The sequence below is a fragment of the Streptomyces sp. NPDC013455 genome, from assembly GCF_040632975.1.
Taxonomy (GTDB): domain Bacteria; phylum Actinomycetota; class Actinomycetes; order Streptomycetales; family Streptomycetaceae; genus Streptomyces.
In genome coordinates this window covers 79,292-98,129 of record NZ_JBEYCX010000003.1, presented here as the reverse complement: position 1 = coordinate 98,129, position 18,838 = coordinate 79,292, and the positions used below count along the sequence as shown (strand labels likewise).

Annotated in this window: 12 protein-coding genes and 1 pseudogene; 4 read left to right on the top strand and 9 right to left on the bottom strand. The window is 73.9% G+C overall.

Annotated elements, in window-relative coordinates; genetic code table 11:
- Positions 1 to 421: 421 nt before the first annotated feature.
- The 5 genes from ABZ576_RS07070 to ABZ576_RS07050 all read right to left on the bottom strand — a co-directional run bounded on the left by ABZ576_RS07070 (position 422) and on the right by ABZ576_RS07050 (position 9,785).
- On the bottom strand, positions 422 to 1,309 hold the full coding sequence (locus ABZ576_RS07070; protein WP_360736858.1) for a FadR/GntR family transcriptional regulator: 888 nt from the start codon (positions 1,307 to 1,309) through the stop codon (positions 422 to 424).
- 162 nt (positions 1,310 to 1,471) lie between these two features.
- A complete protein-coding gene (locus ABZ576_RS07065) occupies positions 1,472 to 4,264 on the bottom strand; it encodes an ATP-binding cassette domain-containing protein (RefSeq protein ID WP_360736855.1) in 2,793 nt (930 codons plus the stop codon).
- A gap of 162 nt (positions 4,265 to 4,426) precedes the next feature.
- Positions 4,427 to 5,185, bottom strand: a complete 759-nt coding sequence (locus ABZ576_RS07060; RefSeq protein WP_360736853.1) for an NUDIX hydrolase — start codon at positions 5,183 to 5,185, stop codon at positions 4,427 to 4,429.
- A gap of 152 nt (positions 5,186 to 5,337) precedes the next feature.
- Positions 5,338 to 7,248, bottom strand: a complete 1,911-nt coding sequence (locus ABZ576_RS07055; protein ID WP_360736850.1) for a glycogen debranching N-terminal domain-containing protein — start codon at positions 7,246 to 7,248, stop codon at positions 5,338 to 5,340.
- A 977-nt stretch (positions 7,249 to 8,225) separates the two neighbouring features.
- A complete protein-coding gene (locus ABZ576_RS07050) occupies positions 8,226 to 9,785 on the bottom strand; it encodes a DUF4192 family protein (RefSeq protein ID WP_360736847.1) in 1,560 nt (519 codons plus the stop codon).
- 141 nt (positions 9,786 to 9,926) lie between these two features.
- Between ABZ576_RS07050 and ABZ576_RS07045 the strand changes: the two genes are divergently transcribed.
- The 3 genes and pseudogenes from ABZ576_RS07045 to ABZ576_RS07035 all read left to right on the top strand — a co-directional run.
- Complete coding sequence (locus ABZ576_RS07045) at positions 9,927 to 12,092, top strand: RecQ family ATP-dependent DNA helicase (RefSeq protein ID WP_360736845.1); 2,166 nt, start codon at positions 9,927 to 9,929, stop codon at positions 12,090 to 12,092.
- 372 nt (positions 12,093 to 12,464) lie between these two features.
- Positions 12,465 to 13,085, top strand: a complete 621-nt coding sequence (locus ABZ576_RS07040; protein ID WP_360736843.1) for a hypothetical protein — start codon at positions 12,465 to 12,467, stop codon at positions 13,083 to 13,085.
- A 186-nt stretch (positions 13,086 to 13,271) separates the two neighbouring features.
- Positions 13,272 to 13,408, top strand: a pseudogene (locus tag ABZ576_RS07035) (HAD hydrolase family protein); the annotation flags it as partial.
- 295 nt (positions 13,409 to 13,703) lie between these two features.
- On the opposite strand, the gene ABZ576_RS07030 reads toward ABZ576_RS07035, so the two are convergent.
- The 3 genes from ABZ576_RS07030 to ABZ576_RS07020 all read right to left on the bottom strand — a co-directional run bounded on the left by ABZ576_RS07030 (position 13,704) and on the right by ABZ576_RS07020 (position 15,811).
- Positions 13,704 to 14,336 (bottom strand): hypothetical protein, encoded by a 633-nt coding sequence (locus ABZ576_RS07030; RefSeq protein WP_360736841.1) that lies wholly within the window; start codon positions 14,334 to 14,336, stop codon positions 13,704 to 13,706.
- A gap of 68 nt (positions 14,337 to 14,404) precedes the next feature.
- A complete protein-coding gene (locus tag ABZ576_RS07025; RefSeq protein ID WP_360736839.1) occupies positions 14,405 to 15,106 on the bottom strand; it encodes a ribonuclease HII in 702 nt (233 codons plus the stop codon).
- A gap of 81 nt (positions 15,107 to 15,187) precedes the next feature.
- The gene (locus tag ABZ576_RS07020) at positions 15,188 to 15,811 is read right to left on the bottom strand and encodes a TetR/AcrR family transcriptional regulator (protein ID WP_360736836.1); all 624 of its coding nucleotides are present in this window, start codon (positions 15,809 to 15,811) and stop codon (positions 15,188 to 15,190) included.
- Positions 15,812 to 15,998: 187 nt separating this feature from the next.
- On the opposite strand from ABZ576_RS07020, the gene ABZ576_RS07015 reads away from it, so the two are divergent.
- Positions 15,999 to 17,549: an MFS transporter gene (locus tag ABZ576_RS07015; protein ID WP_360736833.1), complete on the top strand. Its 1,551-nt coding sequence runs from the start codon at positions 15,999 to 16,001 to the stop codon at positions 17,547 to 17,549.
- Between the two features lie 380 nt (positions 17,550 to 17,929).
- Here ABZ576_RS07015 and ABZ576_RS07010 read toward each other — a convergent pair whose 3' ends face one another.
- Complete coding sequence (locus ABZ576_RS07010) at positions 17,930 to 18,835, bottom strand: ADP-ribosylglycohydrolase family protein (RefSeq protein ID WP_360736831.1); 906 nt, start codon at positions 18,833 to 18,835, stop codon at positions 17,930 to 17,932.
- Positions 18,836 to 18,838 lie beyond the last annotated feature (3 nt).

Genomic DNA, 18,838 nt, shown 5'->3' with positions numbered 1-18,838 from the left:
GGAAGATGCACAGCGCCTCGTATGGCGTCCGTATTCCCTCCGCGGCTGTCACCTCTTAGGTCATCGCGCTGTCTCCACGAGCGTTACGCCCAATCTGCGTGGCCCGAGTCACACCCCGTAAGCGGTCAAAAGCGATCAGAAGTGGGCAGACCGGTGCACCACTCGACTCCGTGCCACACGTGCCCGACCACGGCTCCCGTCCCACCGCCGGAACCGACCACGGCTGCCGCCCCACCGCCGGAACCGACCACGGCTGTCGTCCCACCGCCGGAACCGACCACGGCTCCCGTCCCACCGCCGGGCCCCGCCGGACTCCACACAGTCCGGCGGGGGCCGGCGGCGGCCGGACCGGGGGTCCGGCGCCGCCCCGAGCACCACGAGGACGCCGCACACCGGCGACCGCACCGCGCCCTTCGCGGGGTCAGTGCTCACGCGGCGCGGGCACCACGCGCTCCACCTCGGGGTGGACCGTGAGCAGCTGGCGCATGGCCGTCTCCGCCGCCGTTCCGTCGCCGGTGCCGAGCGCGTCGACGATCCGGGCGTGCTGCGCGAGGGCCGCCTCGTTCGGCCGGTCACAGCCGGTGACCGGACCGCCGGAGACCTGGAGAGCCGCCGAGACGATGCCGGACAGGTGCTCCAGCATCCGGTTGCCCGCGATCTGGATGAGGAGGGTGTGGAACTCCGTGTCGGCGCGGGAGTAGGTGAGGGCGTCTCCCTGGGCCATGGCGTGGCTCATGATCTCGACCATGTCGCAGAGGCGCTGCTGGACGTCCTCGCGCCCGTGCCCCGCGGCGAGCCGGGCCGCGAGCGGCTCGATCGTCCAGCGCAGCTCGCTGAGCTCGCGCCGCTGGTCGTCGCGCTGGGGCCCGAAGGCCCGCCACTCGATGATGTCCGGATCGAGGAGGTTCCAGTCACTGACGGGACGCACCCGCGTGCCGACGTTCGGCCGGGCGCTGACCAGGCCCTTGGCCTCGAGGACGCGGAGGGACTCGCGGACGACGGTGCGGGAGACCTCGAAACGCTGGCCGATCTCCTCGGGCACCAGCGGACGGTCCGCGCCCAGATCGCCGGAGACGATCATCTGTCCCAGCTGCTGAACGAGTTGGCCGTGCAGGCCACGGCCACGGCTGCCCGTGGCCCGGCGGCCGACCCGGCCCAGCTCGGGGTCCCCTCCGTCCCAGACGGGCGCGCCGACGCGGTCGGCCATGGGGGCCTCGGCGTAGGGGTAGCGGTCGAGTTCGCCCGGGCCGGCCAGACCTGAGTCTGCGGCGCGGGCGGCGGTCATCATGGTGTGCGCAAGGGTACTCACGGATCCTTTGTCGGCGCGCCTTCCAACTCCCTTGAGGTCTTTGGTGAAAAGCACACGAAAGGGTGATCGCTCACCCCGTCGCAATTGACGCCTTATCGGAAAGAAACGGGCTCTTTGCGGGGAGTTGCCGACACGGCGGGACCGGAACCGTAAACACGGTGGTCACCGGAACCTGGTGCGCAGCGCCGTGACCACGTACGCGCACAGCAGTCCCGCCAGTGACAACGCCAGTGCCTCGCCGACGGGTTGGGCGACGACCCGCGCCGCCGCCAGCAGGTAGCGTTCACCGCCGAAGGGCCATTGCAGCAGGTGGACCTCCCGCAGACGCACCGGGAAGTCGGCCGCCAACCGCACGGCCGGACCCTGGAGCGCCTTGTGCACGAGGGGTACGACGAGCACGGGTACGGCGAGGACGGCGGCCAGTCCGGCCGTGGTGGACCGGAACACGCCGGCCGCCAGCACCCCCGCCCAGGCACAGCCGAGGACCAGTCCGAACCAACTCGCGGTGAGTGCGAGCCAGTCCCCGGGAACTTCCGTCAGCTCCCGTCCGTAGACGATGTAGAGCACCTCGGCGTCGCAGCCCAGGGTCAGGAAGGCCAGCAGCGTTGCCGTGGCTCCGGAGACGAGCAGTTTCGCGGTGAGCAGCCCCAGTCGGCGGGGGACGGTGCCGCGGTCCGCCGCCAGGGCGGGGTGGCGGAACTCGTCCCCGAAGGCCAGCGCGCCGAGCAGACCCGCCGCGAGCGCCGCGGGCGGCAGCGGCATCTCCCGCGGCCATGCCGCGAACAGCCGCGCCTGTGGCGTGTGCCCGATCCGCGCCAGGAGTACGGCGGTGAGCGCGGACACCGCGAGCGCGGCACCGCAGGTGAGGAAGCCGGTGCCGATTCCGGTGGCGCGCCGGATCTCGTAACGCAGTGGGCGCAGCGGGGTGGTGGCGGGACGGACGGAGATCGGGGGCGGGAGGGGCGAGAGGGCGGCGGGCGTGCGGACGCCCTCGGGACGGGCCGCGCGGGCGGCCTGCGACTGCCGGGTGGCGGGGTTCCTGGCCCCGGGGAGCAGGGGGCGGGTACCGACGATGGTCGTGGTGGCGGTGTTCTCGCCGCCGGTCTGCGGGCCGGAGCTCGCCGCATTTCCCCCGGCGCCGTTGCCCGCAGCGGTCGCCGCGTCGGCGGACCGGCCGCCGACGGCGCCTTCGGGCGTCTCGTCGCCACCACCGCCGGACCCCGGTCCCGGCGGCCGGTCCAGTCCGGCCTCCGCACCGGATGCGGTTCCGTCGTGCACCGGCCCAGGGTGTCCGGGCTCGCGGGGTCCCGCGCCGAGAGGTTCCCCGCCGTGGGCCTTCGCGCCATGAGGGTCAGTGCGGTGAGGTTCCGTGCCGCCGTGGACGTTCGCGTCATGAGGGTCAGTGCCGTGAGGTTCCGTGCCGTCGTGCGCCTCGCCGTGGTGCTCGGACGGCGCGCCCCGCTCCTCGTCGGCCGAAGAAGGTCCGGCCGTCGCCCGCTCCGCCTCCGGTGCCGACGGGTCGGCCGGGATGCGCCCGCGCGGGCCGGACCCGTGGCCGGAAACCGTGGGGTACGCCGATGAGGGTCCCGGCGCCGTGCCCGGCCCGGGCGCGGAGAAGTCGCGGTCCGCGCCCGTCCCGGTCGCTGCCGGGTCGGGTGCCGTGACCCCCGCTTCCGTCGCCGCCGCAGCGGTGCGCGGCTGCGGCGACGGCAGACCAGACGCGGCGTCCCCCCGCGGCAGGGCCGGGCGCGCACGGCCCGGTCCCGCGGGTCCTTGCATCGCCTGTGTCTCGTCCATGGCTCGGCCCGAGTCGTCGGGCGAGCTGCCGGACGCGGCTGCCGGGCTGGACTCCGGCGTGGACGACGGGGCGGACTCCGGCGTCGCGAAGTCGTTCACGGCACTTGCGCGAGCCGCCGCCCGGGAACGGCCGCCCGAGTCGTGCTCCCGCTCCTCGGCGACGACGGGGGCCCCGGTGTCCCGCTCCGCCGGCCGGGCCTCCCGCTCCCCCGACGGCGAGCCGGAAACCGCCTGCCGGGACTTGGCGGAGCCCGCCGGGCCATCACCAGCGCCGTCGACCGAGGGCCCCAAGTCTCCCACTTCGTCGGCCAGTTGGTGCACCAGGATGCCGTGCCGGAAGGCGATCTCGCCGACGTCGGCGGTCGTGGTGCCGTACACCGAGAGGCGGTTGCCGCCCTCGCGTACGACTTCGACGGAGCGGCGGGCGGTGCGGGCCTCCTTGCCGAGCAGAGCCGCGAGACGGGCGGCGTGGGGGCTGCGGACGGCCACACGAGGGCGCAGCCGGGTGCGGGCGAACTCCTTGGCCTCCTGGTCGGCGACGAGTTTGCCGCCGTCGAGCGTGACGACCCGGTCGGCGGTGCGCGCGGCCTCTTTGGTGTCGGCCGTGGTGAACAGCACCGTGCCGCCCTGGGTGGCGTGCGCCCGCAGCATGCCGTGCATCCACTGGGCCTCGCGGGCGGAGAGGCCCTCGGCGGGTTCGTCCAGGACGAGCGTGTGCGGATCGGGGAGCAGGGCGCAGGCGAGGCCGAGTCTGCGGTCCATGCCCCGCGACAGGGTGCCGAGGCGCTCCTCGCGGAGGCTGACGAGGCCGACCACTTCGAGGACTTCGTCGGCGCGCCGTGCGGGCACCCCGGAGGCCGCGCAGAGCATGCGCAGATGGCCGCGGACGGTGCGGGACGGGTGGCCCGGTACGTCACCGAGGAGTACGCCGACTTCCCGTGACGGGTGGGCGATCCGGTGCAGGGGCCGCCCCCTGAAGTAGGTGATGCCGCGCCCCGGTTGCAGCTCGAGCATGAGTCTGAGCGTCGTCGTCTTGCCCGCGCCGGAGCCGCCGAGGAGCGCGGTGACACGGCCGGCGCGCGCTTCGAAGGAAAGGTCGTCGACGGCGGGCGGGTGCGCCTTGCGGGGAATGCTGGTCAGTCCGAAGGCCTGGATCACCTGAAGCAAGATAGCGCCCCATGTCCGGTTTTTCGGGTATGAGGCGACTTGTGAGTACATGGCGTGCACACCAAGCCTGTTCCTGTCCTCCGTTCGACGGAGGCGGGGGCTCGGTACGGGCGGTCGGCGCGGCAGCCGTGCGACGGCCCGCCGCCCCGCGTCTCAGACCTCGGGACGCAGCATCGGGGGGTTGAGCAGCGTGGCGCCGCCGGCCCGGAAGAGCTGGGCCGGCCTCCCGCCCTGGCGGGTGGTCGTCCCTCCCGTGGGGACGAGGAAGCCGGGGGTTCCGGTGACCTTGCGGTGGAAGTTGCGCGGGTCGAGGGCCACGCCCCACACGGCCTCGTACACCCGGCGCAGCTCCCCGACGGTGAACTCCGGCGGGCAGAAGGCCGTGGCCAGCGACGAGTACTCGATCTTGGAGCGGGCGCGCTCCACTCCGTCGGCGAGGATCTGGGCGTGGTCGAAGGCGAGCGGTGCCACGGGCTCCCCGTCGCGGCCGTAACCGCCCTGCTGGAGCAGTTCCTCGACCGGGGCCCAGCGCGCGTTGCTGGCGTCACCCCCGGCGCGCGGCGCGGGCAGGTCGGGTGCGAGCGCGAGGTGCGCGACGCTGACCACGCGCATGCGCGGATCCCGCTTGGGGTCGCCGTAGGTCGCGAGCTGCTCCAGGTGGGCTCCGTTGTCCTGAGCCGGCGCCGAGGGCTCGTGGGCACACAGCCCGGTCTCCTCCGCCAGCTCGCGCGCCGCCGCCTGGGACAGGTCCTCATCCGCCCGTACGAACCCACCGGGCAGCGCCCAGCGCCCCTGGAAGGGCGGCTCGCCCCTGCGTACCGCCAGCGCGCACAGGGCATGGCGGCGCACGGTCAGCACGACCAGGTCCACGGTGACGGCGAAAGGCGGAAATGCTGACGGGTCGTAGGGCATGCCGCGATCATAGTCGTCTGCCTGACGATAAACACTCCCATCCCGGGCAGCGTCCGTGCCGGTTCCGCTTCGTCCCCCCACGGGGCGCGGCGGCCGGCTCCCGGCCGCCGGTCCGATGGTGTTCTACGAGGTCACGCTCCCCTTCCCGGTCGTCACACTCCGAGTTGCAGTCCCTGCGCCGCCTCTTCCACCATGGCGAGTCCAAGCCGGCTGATCCGTACGGCGAAGGGGGCGCCCGCGATGCTCAGTCCGCTGAGGCCCAGTTCGCCGAGGGGGGCGCTCCGCACGGGGCGCAGGGTGACCGTGCGGGCCGGGGCGTCGGGGCGGATGCCCGCGAGCGCGGTGAGCAGCAGGACCACGGACGCCGCCGCGGTGGCCGCCGGCCTGCAGGCCGCGGGGTGCGGCAGCGGGGCGGTACCGGCGGAGCGCTGTTCGCCGGCGTACATCTCGGGCAGCCGGTGGCCGAAGTGCTCCGCCGCGTCCAGCAGCCCTCTCAGCAGGCCGGAGGCTTCCTTCTCGTAGCCCGCCGCGATCAGTCCGGTGACCGCGAGCGCGGTCTCATGGGTGCGCACGGCGCCGGTCCGGTGGCCGAACGGGTTGTGTCCCGCCTCCTTGGCACCGAGGCCGCGCAGTCCCCAGCCGGCGTCCATGGCGGGGGTGCCGAGCAGCCGGGCGAGGTGTTCGGTGTGCACCTTGTCGAGCAGGCCGGGGGCGAGGCGGCCGGCACCGAGCAGCCCGGTGTCGAGGAGGTGGACGGCGGTGGCGGCCAGGTGGGGCAGGGGGCGGCCGTCCGGCGCCAGGGCCGCGGCCGGGCGTCCGCCACCACGGTCCTCCAGCCAGAAGTCGGCCCGGAACGCCGCCCGCAGGGTCTGCGCCCATTGCCGCAGCTCCGTGGCGCCCGGTCTGTCATGGGCGTCGAGCAGGTCGGCTCCGAGCAGGGCCGCGCGGTGCGCGTGCGCCTGGATCTCGCAGCGGGCCGGTCCCGAGGGGTGCGGGTCGCAGAGGTAGGTGCCGTCGCCGACGGTGCTCCGCAGCCAGGTCAGGCAGCGCTCGGCCGCGGGCAGGAGTTCCTGTGTCTCCTGTTCGGGCATTCCCCAACGGCGGGCCTCGGCGAGCAGGACGGGGAAGAGCAGTGTGGCCTCCGTTCCCGTGCAGCTCGGCGGGAGGTGGGGCCCGGCGTCGCGTCGGGGGCCGGGGATCATGCCGGCCCCGGGGCCGGCGCCCGGGAGCTGGGTGCGGGCCAGAGCACGCAGCGTTCCCGCGGCGAGCCGGGTGCCCAGCGGCAGCGTCATACGGGCGGCGGCGAGGGCTTCGGCGGGGGCCATTCCGCAGCGCCAGGGCGCGCCGGCCGCGAGGTAGGTGTCGGAGGGATGTGCCGGGTCGCGCAGGAGCAGGGCCTGGAGGTCGGCGACGGCCGTGTGCAGCAGCAGGTCCACCCGGGGGTCGTCGCCCGTCGCCCGGGCGGGGGCGAGAGGACTGGTCGCGGCGTGCCCCACGGCCCGCAGGGGGCCCGCGCCTTCCGGTCGCACCCGCAGTTCCACGGTTGCCGTCCCACCCGGTGGCAGCTCCAGTTCCCAGCCGAGCAGTCCGGCGGACGCCAGCGCGTCGGAGGGCGGCGGGTCGGCGGTGACGCAGGCGGCGGCGCCGGCCGTGGCCCAGCGCAGACCCGAGTCGTGGACACTGGCCGGCAGTTCGGGCCCCGCCGCACCGGCGGCGATGGCGCCGAGCTCCGCCAGGTCGGTGCCGAGGGCCACCTCGACGGGCAGGCGCAGCGGGCGCAGTGCGGCGCTGCGGAGGGTGATCCGTTCGGTCCCGTCGGCGTGACGGGTTCGTTCGACGACGACGTCCGGGTCGGGACCGGCAGCCGGGGAAGCACGCAGTGTCCCCACGAAGCGTGCGCTGTCGGCTCCGGTCATCCTGGCCTGCACCGGCAGGGGTTCCCGGCCCGCCACCCGGACCTGGCACCGGGAGAGCAGCCGCCTGCCGCCTCGGTAGAAGCCGTCCAGTCCCCGGCCTGCCAGCTGTCCCGGCTCGCCGGAGATGACGAGGCCGGGCAGGGCCACACAGATCAGCGCGGTGTGCGTGGACGGCAGCTCGGCCGCCGGCCTCCCGGCCGAGACGGTGCGTGGGGGCGGGGCGGTGCGCGGAGGTGCGGCGCGCGGAGGTGGAGGGGTGTGGGGTGGTGGTGCGGCGCTCGGCGGCGGGGCGGTGCGCGCAGGTGGAGGGGTGCGCGGTGGCGGTGCGGCGCTCGGCGGCGAAGCGGTGGCGGGTCGGTGCGGACGGGCGGGGGCTGGGGCTGGGTCTGGAGAAGGGGAAGGGCGTCCGCCCTGGGTGGCCGGCGGCTGCGGCTGGGAGCGGGGAGCCGCGGACGACGGCGGTGGCGGGTCGGAGCTCTTCGGCGTGCGCGGGACGGACTGGTCGTCCGGGAACGGCTCGATCCTGCTCCGGGGCGGACGCAGGCCCGCGGCGGAGGGCTGAGTCGGCTGTTGGTGCATGGGGTGGCTTCTTCTGCTCTCGGTGCGCCTCGGGCGTGCCGGGTGGCCGGTGGACCGCCCCGGGGGACGGGGGAAGTACGGCGGCACGGCCGGTGCGGGCGTTCCGCCACTCAGGTGAACGGAAGGGGACGAGTCCGGGTCACGGCCTGCCCCGGTGAAGCCGACCGAATGGCGGTGCGAGCGGCCCCCTCGGACAGCGCGTGGAGCGGTCTTCGGCCGACGCCACCACCGGAGGTACGGTGCGCCGGCGTACAGCCCTCGAAGGCACCGGCGGGGCGTCCGACGGGCTGGGCCGGCCACGGCGACCGGACCACGCGGGCCAAGCGGACCGACAGGCTCGGATGGGGCGACCGGGTCAGGCGGGCCGACCGGACCAGGCCGGCCGACCGGGCCAGGCGGGGGCTCGGTGTCATCCAGTCGGCTCCGGTACCGCCCTGGTGGCGCGTTCCGTCCTCGTGCGGCCACGCCCAGGATGCCCTGTGGCGCATCTCCGGCCGCCCCGCCGAGGGGTGCTGGCCGACCGGTCCCACGGCGGCCGGCGGTGCTCATTCGTCGGCCCCGGGCTGCCGGTCCCCGCCGTCCGACCCGGCGGCACCGGTCGTGGCGTCGCCCCGGCCCGCCGCAGGCGTGCGTGTGGCGCTCGGGCCGCGGGTGCCGGGCCGGGCGGCCTCGGCGGCGGACGGTCGTGGCCGGGAGTCGGCCGGCCTCCGCCGGTCTCCCCGTGCCGTGGCGGTGTGACGGCCGTCGGTGCTGTCCGCGGATCGCACCCGGCGCCGGCGTCGCGTGCGTGTCCGCGAGCCGGGTTCGGTGTCCCGGCCGTCGGTCAGGGCGTCGGCTCCGGAGGCCGGCCACAGGGGATCCGGGCTCCCGGGGAGAGTGGTCGGCGGTGTCCGGTCGGCCTGCTCCGTGGTGGCGGTCGGCGTTCGGCCCGCCCTCTCCCCGCGCAGGCAGCGGCGGACGGCCTCGGGGTCGAGTCCCTCGTTGCACGCCTGGTGCAGCAGCCGGGCAAAGAGATAGTCGGGGTCCGCGCCCAGTGCCATGGCCAGTGCCTCCCGCGCCTCCAGTTCGTCCCCCATGGACCAGGCGACCCAACCCGCGAGCGTCAGAGGTGCGGCGGCGTGCTCGCCGTAGGGGCCGACACAGCGGCGGGCCAGGGCTCGCCAGAGGCGGAGTGCCGAGGCCGCCTCGTCCCCCTCCATCCAGGCGGCGGCCCGGTCACGGGTCGTGCGGTCCTGCAGCCCGAGGATGAGCGCCGCCGCCTCGTCGTCTGCGAGGAGGTCGTCGTCGCGGACGTCGGCCGGATGCGTGCCGGAGACGGGTGCCGCCGCGGCATAGCGGCGGATGATCCGCTCGGCGAGGCCGATGGTCTCCCTCGCCACCTCCTCGCGGGCCGACTCGTCCAGGATGCGCGGCACCAGGCTCATGCCGGCCGCGTCCAGTGCGATCTCCTGTTCCAGCGCCGCGCTCGTCTCCCAGGGCTGCAACCTGGCGCGCAGCTCCCGCAGGGTGCCGCGTACCTGGATGCCGGCGTAGGTGGCCGCCGCGGCCAGGACGGAGGTGCCGGGAATGCCCATCGGCGAGCCGTCCTCGGGGCAGCAGCCCTTGACCGGGCAGCAGTACGACCAGAAGCGGCCGTCCGAGATGCACAGGGCCTCGATGACGGGTACGTCGAGGTTGCCGCACTCGGTGCGCATCAGGTGGGCGAGCCTCTCCAGCCGCTGCTTGACGTCCCGGCCGGACTCTCCGGGGGCCGGCTCCTGGCACACGTAGGCCACCATCCGCTCGGGCCGGGCGCCGCGTCGCTCGCTGCCGGTCACCAGCCCGCGGGCCAGCTGCCGGGCGGCTGCCTCCCAGTCCTCCTCGTTCGCCGGGATGCCGAGGCGGGCGCGCCCGCCGAACCTGCCGCGGCCTCGGCGGTCGTCCAGGGCGACGAGCACCATGCTGTCCTCCGGGCGGTAGCCGAGCAGATAGGGCAGTGCGTCGGCGAGCTCGGCCGGGGTGCGCAGGGTGACCTGTGCCGCGTGCTCGGTGGGTCCGGTCGACGGCTCCCGGCCCGTGAGGTCGTTGTCGTCGAAGGGTCCGGTGGTTTCGCTGTGGTTCGTCATGCGCCGACGATCTCGCGGATCGTGAGAGTCCGGTTGGGCCTGTGGATAACTCGAATCAGGGACACGACAAGGCCTCCCGGTCGTCCACAGCCCCGGGCCGGGCCCGCCCGATTGTCGGTCGCGTCCTGTTGTATGGGACGCATGGAGCACACGAGCAACGCGGATCTGCGCGCACAGGCCGACGCCGTCCTCGCCCGGCTGGTCGGGGATGCCACGGGCGCCGCCCGGCTGCGCGAGGACCAGTGGCGGGCCATCGAGGCCCTGGTCGCTGACCGGCGCCGGGCCCTGGTCGTCCAGCGCACGGGATGGGGCAAGTCCGCGGTGTACTTCGTGGCCACTTCGCTCCTGCGGGCCGCAGGGAGCGGGCCGACGGTGATCGTCTCGCCGCTGCTCGCGCTCATGCGCAACCAGGTGGAGGCCGCGGCCCGGGCCGGCATCCACGCCCGGACCATCAACTCCGCCAACACCGAGGAGTGGGAGACCGTACAGGCCGAGATCGCGGCGGGCGACGTGGACGTGCTGCTCGTCTCGCCGGAGCGGCTGAACAACCCCGACTTCCGCGACCAGGTCCTGCCCAAGCTGTCCGCGGCCACCGGCCTGCTGGTCGTGGACGAGGCGCACTGCATCTCCGACTGGGGCCACGACTTCCGCCCCGACTACCGCCGGCTGCGCACCATGCTCGGCGACCTCCCGCCCGGCGTCCCCGTGCTCGCCACCACCGCCACGGCCAACGCCCGGGTGACCGCGGACGTCGCCGAGCAGCTCGGCACGGGCGCTGCGTCCGACGCGCTGGTGCTGCGCGGACCGCTGGACCGGGAGAGTCTGAGCCTCGGCGTGCTGCGGCTCCCCGACGCCGCGCACCGGATGGCCTGGCTCGCCGACCACCTCGACGAGCTGCCCGGCTCCGGCATCGTCTACACGCTCACCGTCGCCGCCGCCGAGGAGGTCACCGCGTTCCTGCGGCAGCGCGGGCACGCCGTCGCCTCGTACACGGGCAAGACGGAGAACGCCGAACGGCAGCAGGCCGAGGATGATCTGCTCGCCAACCGCGTCAAGGCCCTGGTGGCCACCTCCGCGCTCGGCATGGGCTTCGACAAGCCGGACCTCGGTTTCGTGGTCCATCTCGGCTCGCCCTCCTCCCCCATCGCCTACTACCAGCAGGTCGGCCGGGCCGGCCGCGGCGTCGCGCACGCCGAGGTCCTGCTGCTCCCCGGTAAGGAGGACGAGGCGATCTGGGAGTACTTCGCGTCGCTGGCCTTCCCTCCCGAGGACCTGGTCCGGCGCACCCTCGACGTCCTCGCCCAGGCGGACGGGCCCCTGTCGCTGCCCGCCCTGGAGCCGCTGGTCGAGCTGCGCCGCTCACGCCTGGAGACGATGCTGAAGGTCCTCGACGTGGACGGAGCCGTGCGCCGGGTCAAGGGCGGCTGGATCGCGACCGGGCAGCCGTGGTCGTACGACGCCGAGCGCTACGCGTGGGTGGCCCGCCAGCGTGCCGCCGAGCAGCAGGCGATGCGTGAGTACGCGACCACCACCGAGTGCCGGATGGAGTTCCTCCAACGCCAGCTGGACGACGAGGGCGCCAAGCCCTGTGGCCGGTGCGACAACTGCGCGGGACCGCGTTTCGCCGCCGGGCTGTCCCCGGCGGCCCTGGACGCCGCGCGGAGCGACCTGGGCCGTGCCGGGGTGGAAGTGGAGCCCCGCCGGATGTGGCCGACCGGCCTCCCGGCCATCGGCATCGACCGCAAGGGACGCATCCCGGCCGCGGAACAGGCCGCATCGGGCCGGGCGCTGGGGCGGCTGTCCGACATCGGCTGGGGCAACCGGCTGCGTCCGCTGCTCGCACCCCAGGCGCCGGACGCCGCCGTGCCGGACGACGTGGCGCGAGCCGTCGTCGACGTGCTGGCCGACTGGGCCCGGGGCCCCGGCGGCTGGGCCTCCGGCGCGTCCGACGCCCCGCCCCGGCCGGTGGGCGTGGTGACCGTCGCCTCGCGCAGCCGGCCCCTGCTGATCCATTCTCTGGGCGCCCGGATCGCCGAGGTCGGCAGACTGCCCCTGCTCGGCTCCGTGGAGTACGCCGGGGACGCGCCCCGGCTGCCGCGGAGCAACAGCGCGCAGCGGCTGAAGGCCCTCGACGGCATGCTGACCGTGCCGCCCGCCCTGGCGTCGGCACTCGCCGAGTCGTACGGTCCAGTGCTGCTGGTCGACGACTTCACGGAGACGGGCTGGACCCTGGCGATCGCGGCCCGCCTGCTCAGGAAGTCCGGCGCACAGGCCGTGTTGCCGCTGGTCCTCGCCGTTCAGGGATGACCGGAGCGCGGCTGCCGGTGACCGTCCGGGGAAGGTGCGGACCCCGCTGCCGGTGACCGTCCGGGAACAGCCCGAACCCGGCGGCTGGTGACCGTCCTTGGGTGATCGGGCGTCCGCTCACTGCGGCCCGCCGTACGGTGAGCGGACGTCCCAGGCATCACCAGCCCAACCTTTGGGTAGGGATATAAGCCACGCACCACCAGATTGCAGGCGGTGGCCCCAATTGCTCGTTGCCGCATCCAAGTTCGACAGGAAGAATTGAGGTCCGCTACCCGCACGGCTCGTCCGTGATCCAGCTGGGCTCCGCTGCGGTGCGCGCTCCCCCGAATCCGACCTCGCCCGCAGTATGGGCGCGTAGCCGAAGGGAGGAACGTGACCTTCGGATTCGCCTCGTCCTCGGCGGCCTCGTTGTCGACGTCCGCGTCCGCCGCTTCCGCCAGTCGCCTGCTAGAGCCGGCGGAGTGGGCCTCCGCCGGAATTCCACTGCTGCGCAACCCCCGTGAGGTCGTCAGCGGGCTGCACGCCCGCCATCAGCCGAAGCCGACCACGGCGATCGTCGCGGTGCTCGACCCGGACGAGCGGCTGCGGGCCAGTGCCTCCTTCACGCGCCGCCCGGCCCCGGCCGACGGCTGGATGTTCCGCAACGCGCTGCTGTCCCAGCTCCGCCGGGTGATACCGCACGACCTGCGCCGCCGCACCCCAGTGCGCACGGCCGTCCTGCTGTACTGCCGTGAGGGCGACGCGCGTTGGACCGAGGAGGACGGCGCCTGGATGTGGGGGCTGCGCGACGCCTGCACGCTGCACGGGCTGCGCTGCGGGGCGTACATCACGCTGACGCACGACGGCTGGCAGGTGCTGGGCGAGGGACGCGGCGGACGCCGGCCCAACGCGCAATCCCCGCCCGAGCCCTTCGCGACGTCGGAGGCCACGCCACTCGTGCCCCGCACCGGCGGGCCGGTCTCCGAGGTGCTGCGCCGGGCGGCCGCTCGCTGAACGGCGACGGCACGGGCGCACCGGCGCCGGTGCCGCCGACCGGGCAGCGCGGGCACCGACACCTGCCCGTGTGAACGAGGAGCCGAGCCGCGCCGGCGTGCCCCGTCGGCGGGAGACGTGCCCCGTCGGCGGGAGACGGGGCGCGGGCGAGCCCGGACGTCGCGGCCCGGGTGTCCGGCATCCGCCGGGTGTTCCGCCCTGCGCGGCCTGCAGCGCGCGCTCGGCATCACGCCCGCGCAGACATGGTGTTCGGCGACTACCTCAACGACCTAGAGATGCTCGACGCCGCCGAGTGGTCCTTCGCGATGGCCGGCGCCTACCCTTGCCCGACGGTCGCCCCGGCCCTGGCCGGGGCGGGTGGGACGACATCGTCCGGCCGGATGTGCGCCGCGCCGCCGCGACCAACCGCCGCGCCCTCGGCACCGGTGGGCTGTGGCGACCGGCCGGGACAGGCCCCGCCGGCCGGCCTCCGTCCCGCTCCCCGGGGGTCCGGGGTGAGCCGGCCGGGCCGCGGTCGCGTCGCGGCCCGTCGTCCGGGCATGCCGGAAGCCGCGCCGTGCGGATCGCGCCGGAGCGGCTCGTTCGGCGCCCCGGTGTTCCCGAGGTGCCGGCCGAGACTCAGACGCCGGCGCCCAGCACCGAGTTGATCTGCTGCGGGTCGCCGCAGACGATCAGCAGGGCACCGGCCCGCTCGTGGGCCAGCGGGAGGGCGGTGGCAGCGACGGAGGCGGCGCCCCCGTTGACGGCCACGACGACCACCGGACGGGACGCGGCACGGGAGGCGATGGCGGCGTCCGTGTAGAAGACGTCGTCACCGGCGTCGTGCTGTGCCCAGTAGGCGGCTTCGCCGAAGGACAGTTCGTGCTCGGCCCACGGGTGCTGGGCACCCGTGGTGATCACGAGTACGTCACCGGGGGCGCGGCCCGATTCCAGGAGCAGGTCCACCGCTTCCTCGGCTGCGTCGAGCGCACCCTCGGCCGAGGCCGGGATCAGCTGGATCTGCGGGGCCGCCGCGGTGGCGACGGGGACGGCCGGGCCGGAGGGGCCTGGCTTGGCCGGAGCCACGTCACGCGGCGTGCGCTGCACCGGCGGCGTGGGCCGCAGAGGGCCGGGACGACCGGGGCGGGACGGAGCCGCGGGGCGGGGGCCGGGTACGGGGCGGGGGGTCGGCGCGGTACGGCCGCTGGCCGGAGTGGCGCGGGGACCCTGGGCACTCTCGTGAATCTGAGGCTCCTCGGGAATGAGAGGCATGAGCTGATATTTATCAAACGTTGGTGCGGGGCGGATGACCGGGTGGCACATCAGTGCGAGCGGAACCGTCAGAAATCGAAGCCGAGCTGACCCGCAATTTCCGGAACGCTTCCGTCCGCCCAGCTGCGGACCTTCTTGAGGTGCCGCCACTGAGGCAACGCATCAAGATACGCCCACGACAACCGGTGGTGCGGGGTGGGTCCCCGCTCCGCCAGTGCGGCCTTGTGCACGGGCGACGGATACCCGGCGTTGTCCGCAAATCCGAAGTCTGCATGGTCGATACCCAGTTCGGCCATCATTTTGTCGCGCTGAACCTTGGCGATCACCGACGCCGCCGCCACGGCCACGCACGAGCGATCGCCCTTGATCACCGTGCGCACCTTCCAGGGGGCGCCGAGGTAGTCGTGCTTCCCGTCGAGGATCACGGCGTCCGGGCGGACCGGCAGGGCGTCCAGGGCGCGGACCGCGGCGAGCCGCAGCGCGGCCGTCATCCCCAGGTCGTCGATCTCCTCGGGGGAAGCATGCCCCAGCGCGTAGGCCGTCACCCACGTCCGGAGGGTGTCGGCGAGTTCCGTGCGCCGCTTGATCGTCAGCAGCTTGGAGTCGGTCAGCCCCTCGGGCGGACGGCGCAGTCCGGTGATCGCCGCGCAGACGGTGACGGGCCCGGCCCAGGCGCCGCGCCCCACCTCGTCGACACCGGCAATGACCTTCGCTCCGGTCGTGGCCCGCAGGGAGCGCTCGACGGTGTGAGTAGGTGGTTCGTACGGCATGGCGCCCTTAGCGTACGCCGCCGCGATCGCCGCGCGACACCCCGGTCGCCCGACCCGCACCGGCGGCGTCCGCGCGGCGGCTCAGGCGCCGTAGGGCCGCAGCAGCGGGAGCATCAGCCGGTCGATCATCTCTTCGAGATCTTTGTCGTGCCATTCGCTTGCGCACATCTTCGACCGGTACATCATCATGGCCGGGATCGCGTCGAATACGTACCCGTCGGCCGCGTCCGAGCGCACCTCTCCTCGCTCTATGCCACGGGTGATGACCTCACGAAGCAGATTGACGGTCGGCTCCACCACGCTTCCGAGGATCAGCCCCTCGAAACGCCGCACTTGCACGTGATCGCACTCGTGAATCACTGAGCGCAGTGCCGCACCAGGCCGCGAGTACATGATCCGGCGCACCTGCCGGCACAGGTCGAGCAGGTCCTCGCGGACGCTGCCGTGATCCGGGGCCTTCTCCACCCGGGGCAGCCCGGTGACGAGGGCGTCCGCAACCAGGTCCTCCTTGGAGGGCCAGCGGCGGTAGACCGCGGCCTTGCCGGTCTGGGCGCCGGCCGCGACGCCTTCCATGGTCAGCCCCTTCCAGCCGACCGTGCTGAGCTGCTCCAGAGCGGCGTCCAGGATCGCGCGCTCCAGCACCGCACCGCGCCGACGAGGGGAAGCCGGCCGGGCAGGCGCGGCCGTCCAGCGCGAGGTAACCATCTGTCGTTCTCCAGCATGAAAGGGAAGCGGGGATTCCGGGGCGGTGGCGCCATGCCGCAGCAGAAAAAGGGGGACGCGGGCAGCGGCGCACGATTAAGTGAACGCTTGCGTTCACTGTTGGGGATTCACTACTTTGGACGCGACAGTGAACGCCATCGTTCACTAATGTCCGTATGGGGGACCCATAGTGACGACCTCTCAGTTGCTCAAGGACGACCAGAAACCGGGCGTGGCCCGCCGGGAAGGGCATCCCGGCATCGCACTCACCGTCATCGCGGCTTGCCAACTCATGGTGGTACTCGACGCGACGATTGTGAACATCGCGCTCCCGCACATTCAAGACGCGCTCGCGTTCAGCACCACCGACCTGACGTGGGTGGTCAGCGCCTACACGCTGACCTTCGGCGGTCTGCTGCTGCTCGGTGCGCGGGCCGGTGACATCCTCGGCCGCCGCCGGGTGTTCATGGCCGGCATCCTGCTGTTCACCTTCGCCTCCCTGCTGGGCGGTCTGGCTCAGGAACCCTGGCAACTGCTGGCCGCGCGGGCCCTCCAGGGCGTGGGTGGCGCGATCGCGTCGCCCACGTCGCTCGCCCTGATCACGACGACCTTCCCGGAAGGCCCCGAACGCAACCGCGCCTTCGGGGTGTTCGCCGCCGTGTCCGCGGGCGGTGGCGCCATCGGCCTGCTGGCGGGCGGCATGCTCACCGACTGGCTCGACTGGCGCTGGGTGCTGTTCGTCAACGTGCCCATCGGCGTGCTGATCGCCTCGCTCGCGCCGCTGTACATCAACGAGTCCGAGCGGCATCCGGGACGCTTCGACATCGCCGGTGCGCTGACCTCCACGCTCGGGATGGCCTCGCTCGTGTACGGGTTCATCCGCGCGGCGGAGGACGGCTGGCGGGACGGTCTCACCCTCGGCTCGTTCGGCGCGGCCGTGGTGCTGCTGGCCGCCTTCGTCGTCACCGAGAGGCGCGCGAAGGAACCGATCACCCCGCTGCGGATGTTCGCCGACCGCAACCGCTGGGGCACGTACGTGATCATGCTGAGCCTGGCCGCGGCGATGTTCGGCATGTTCTTCTACATCGTGCTGTTCGTGCAGAACGTGCTCGGCTACAGCGCGATCAAGGCGGGTCTCGCCTTCCTCCCCGTGACCGCGGCCATCGCGGTCGGTGCGGGTCTGTCCCAGCGCTTCCTGCCGGCCCTCGGCCCCAAGCCGTTCATGATGGCCGGTTCGGCGCTCGTGGTGATCGGTCTGGTCTGGCAGACCTTCATACGGCCCGACAGCACCTACGTGAGCGGAGTGCTCGGTCCCATGCTCGTGTTCGGCTTCGGCATGGGCCTGAACTTCGTCACCGCCACCGTCACGGCCGTCTCCGGTGTCGCCCCGAACGAGGCGGGAGCGGCTTCCGGCCTGCTCAACGCCATGCAGCAGGTCGGCGGTTCGCTCGGGCTGTCCATCCTGACCACCGTCTTCGGATCGGCCAGCACGGACGAGGCGAACAAGCAGCTGCCGAAGTTCCTCGCCGACGCCTCGCCGGAGCAGAAGGCGCAGTTCGCGAAGACCCACCAGATGCCCGCGCCCTGGGGGCACGACGTGCTCGCCCACGGCATCTCCACCGCCTTCGTGCCGGCCGCCGCCATGGCCGGGCTCGCCTTCCTCACGGCGTGGCTGGTGCTCAAGGTCCGCAAGGACGATCTCGCCTCCCTCGCGGGCACGGCGGGCCCGCACCTGGGCTGATCCGGGCCGCGCCGCGTGAGGTCGCGGCCGGCCGGATCGCCGCCACGAGCCGGACGGCACAGGCGGCGATGCGGTCGGCCGCATCCCGGCCGGCGCGCACGTCAAACGCGCCGTCGGAGTCGCGACCGCCGCCAGAGCCGCAGCGGCATGCAGAACCGCGGCGGCCGGCAGAACCGCGACCAGCTCCGGCACCGGCACCGGCATCAAGCGGACGGGCATCGCCCCACACCCCCTCCACCCCTCGCGTCGGCTTCCGTCTCCCGCTCCGCCGCCCCGGACGCCCGCGGACGCGGTGTACGGCGGATACAGGGAGAACGAGGGTTGGTCACGGAGAGTTCCCGACCGCGACGCTGAGTTTAGGGGACGGCTGGAGGCCCCGGTCAGAGTCCCGTCGGAACCCAGTCGGGCAGTACCTCGGTGCGCTCGACCCACTCCGCGGGCGGCGCCCCCGCCTTGCCGGCGGCGAGCACACCACCCATGATCGCGCAAGTCGTGTCGACGTCCCCGCCGACCTGGGCGGTGGTCCAGAACCCCGACTCGTAGTCCCCGAGGGCCCGCGCGGCGGACCAGAGGGCGAAGGGGACGGTGTCATGGGCGCTCGTACGCCGTCCGCAGCCCAGGACGGCCGCGACGGTGGCCGCGTCGCCGTAGTCGAGCATGTCACGGGCGCGGCGAAGCCCCTGGCCGACCGCGCTCTTCGGGACGAGCGCGACGACGCCGTCCAGGAGGGCCTCGGGCGTGGGCGGCCCGTCGGGCGAGCCGACCAGTGCCGCCGCTGCGGCCACGGCCATGGCGCCGACGACGGCCTCGCGGTGCTGGTGGGTGGGATAGGCGGAGATCTCCGCCTGGTGGGTCGCCTGCTCGGGATCGTCCGCGTACCAGGCGCCCAGGGGCGCGATCCGCATCGCCGCGCCGTTGCCCCAGGACCCCTGGCCCTTGAAGAGCCCTGCGGCCAGCTCACGCCAGTCCTCACCCTCCCGGACGAGGCGCAGCAGCCGGTTGACCGCGGGGCCGTAGCCGCGGTCGAAGTCGTGGTGCTCGGCGAAGGAGCGGGCGAGCGCGTCCTGGTCGATGCGGTGGTGGGCGGCGAGGACGGCGACCACGGAGCAGGCCATCTCCGTGTCGTCCGTCCACTGCCACGGGCCGGCGGGCAGCTCGCGGCGCTTCAGCAGCGGGTAGTTGGCGGGGACGAAGAACTGGGAACCCAGTGCGTCCCCCACGGCCAGTCCACGCAGGCTGGCCAGGGCGCGCTCCAGGCGCCCGAGGAAAGAGGAGTCAGCGGTCATCGC

What these genes read in the sequence shown, in the direction of transcription:
- ABZ576_RS07025 (WP_360736839.1), bottom strand. Translation starts at nt 15,106, where the DNA reads ATGCCGTACGAACCACCTACTCACACCGTCGAGCGCTCCCTGCGGGCC.
- ABZ576_RS07010 (WP_360736831.1), bottom strand. Translation starts at nt 18,835, where the DNA reads ATGACCGCTGACTCCTCTTTCCTCGGGCGCCTGGAGCGCGCCCTGGCC.
- ABZ576_RS07020 (WP_360736836.1), bottom strand. Translation starts at nt 15,811, where the DNA reads ATGGTTACCTCGCGCTGGACGGCCGCGCCTGCCCGGCCGGCTTCCCCT.
- ABZ576_RS07050 (WP_360736847.1), bottom strand. Translation starts at nt 9,785, where the DNA reads ATGACGAACCACAGCGAAACCACCGGACCCTTCGACGACAACGACCTC.
- ABZ576_RS07060 (WP_360736853.1), bottom strand. Translation starts at nt 5,185, where the DNA reads ATGCCCTACGACCCGTCAGCATTTCCGCCTTTCGCCGTCACCGTGGAC.
- ABZ576_RS07030 (WP_360736841.1), bottom strand. Translation starts at nt 14,336, where the DNA reads ATGCCTCTCATTCCCGAGGAGCCTCAGATTCACGAGAGTGCCCAGGGT.
- ABZ576_RS07045 (WP_360736845.1), top strand. Translation starts at nt 9,927, where the DNA reads ATGGAGCACACGAGCAACGCGGATCTGCGCGCACAGGCCGACGCCGTC.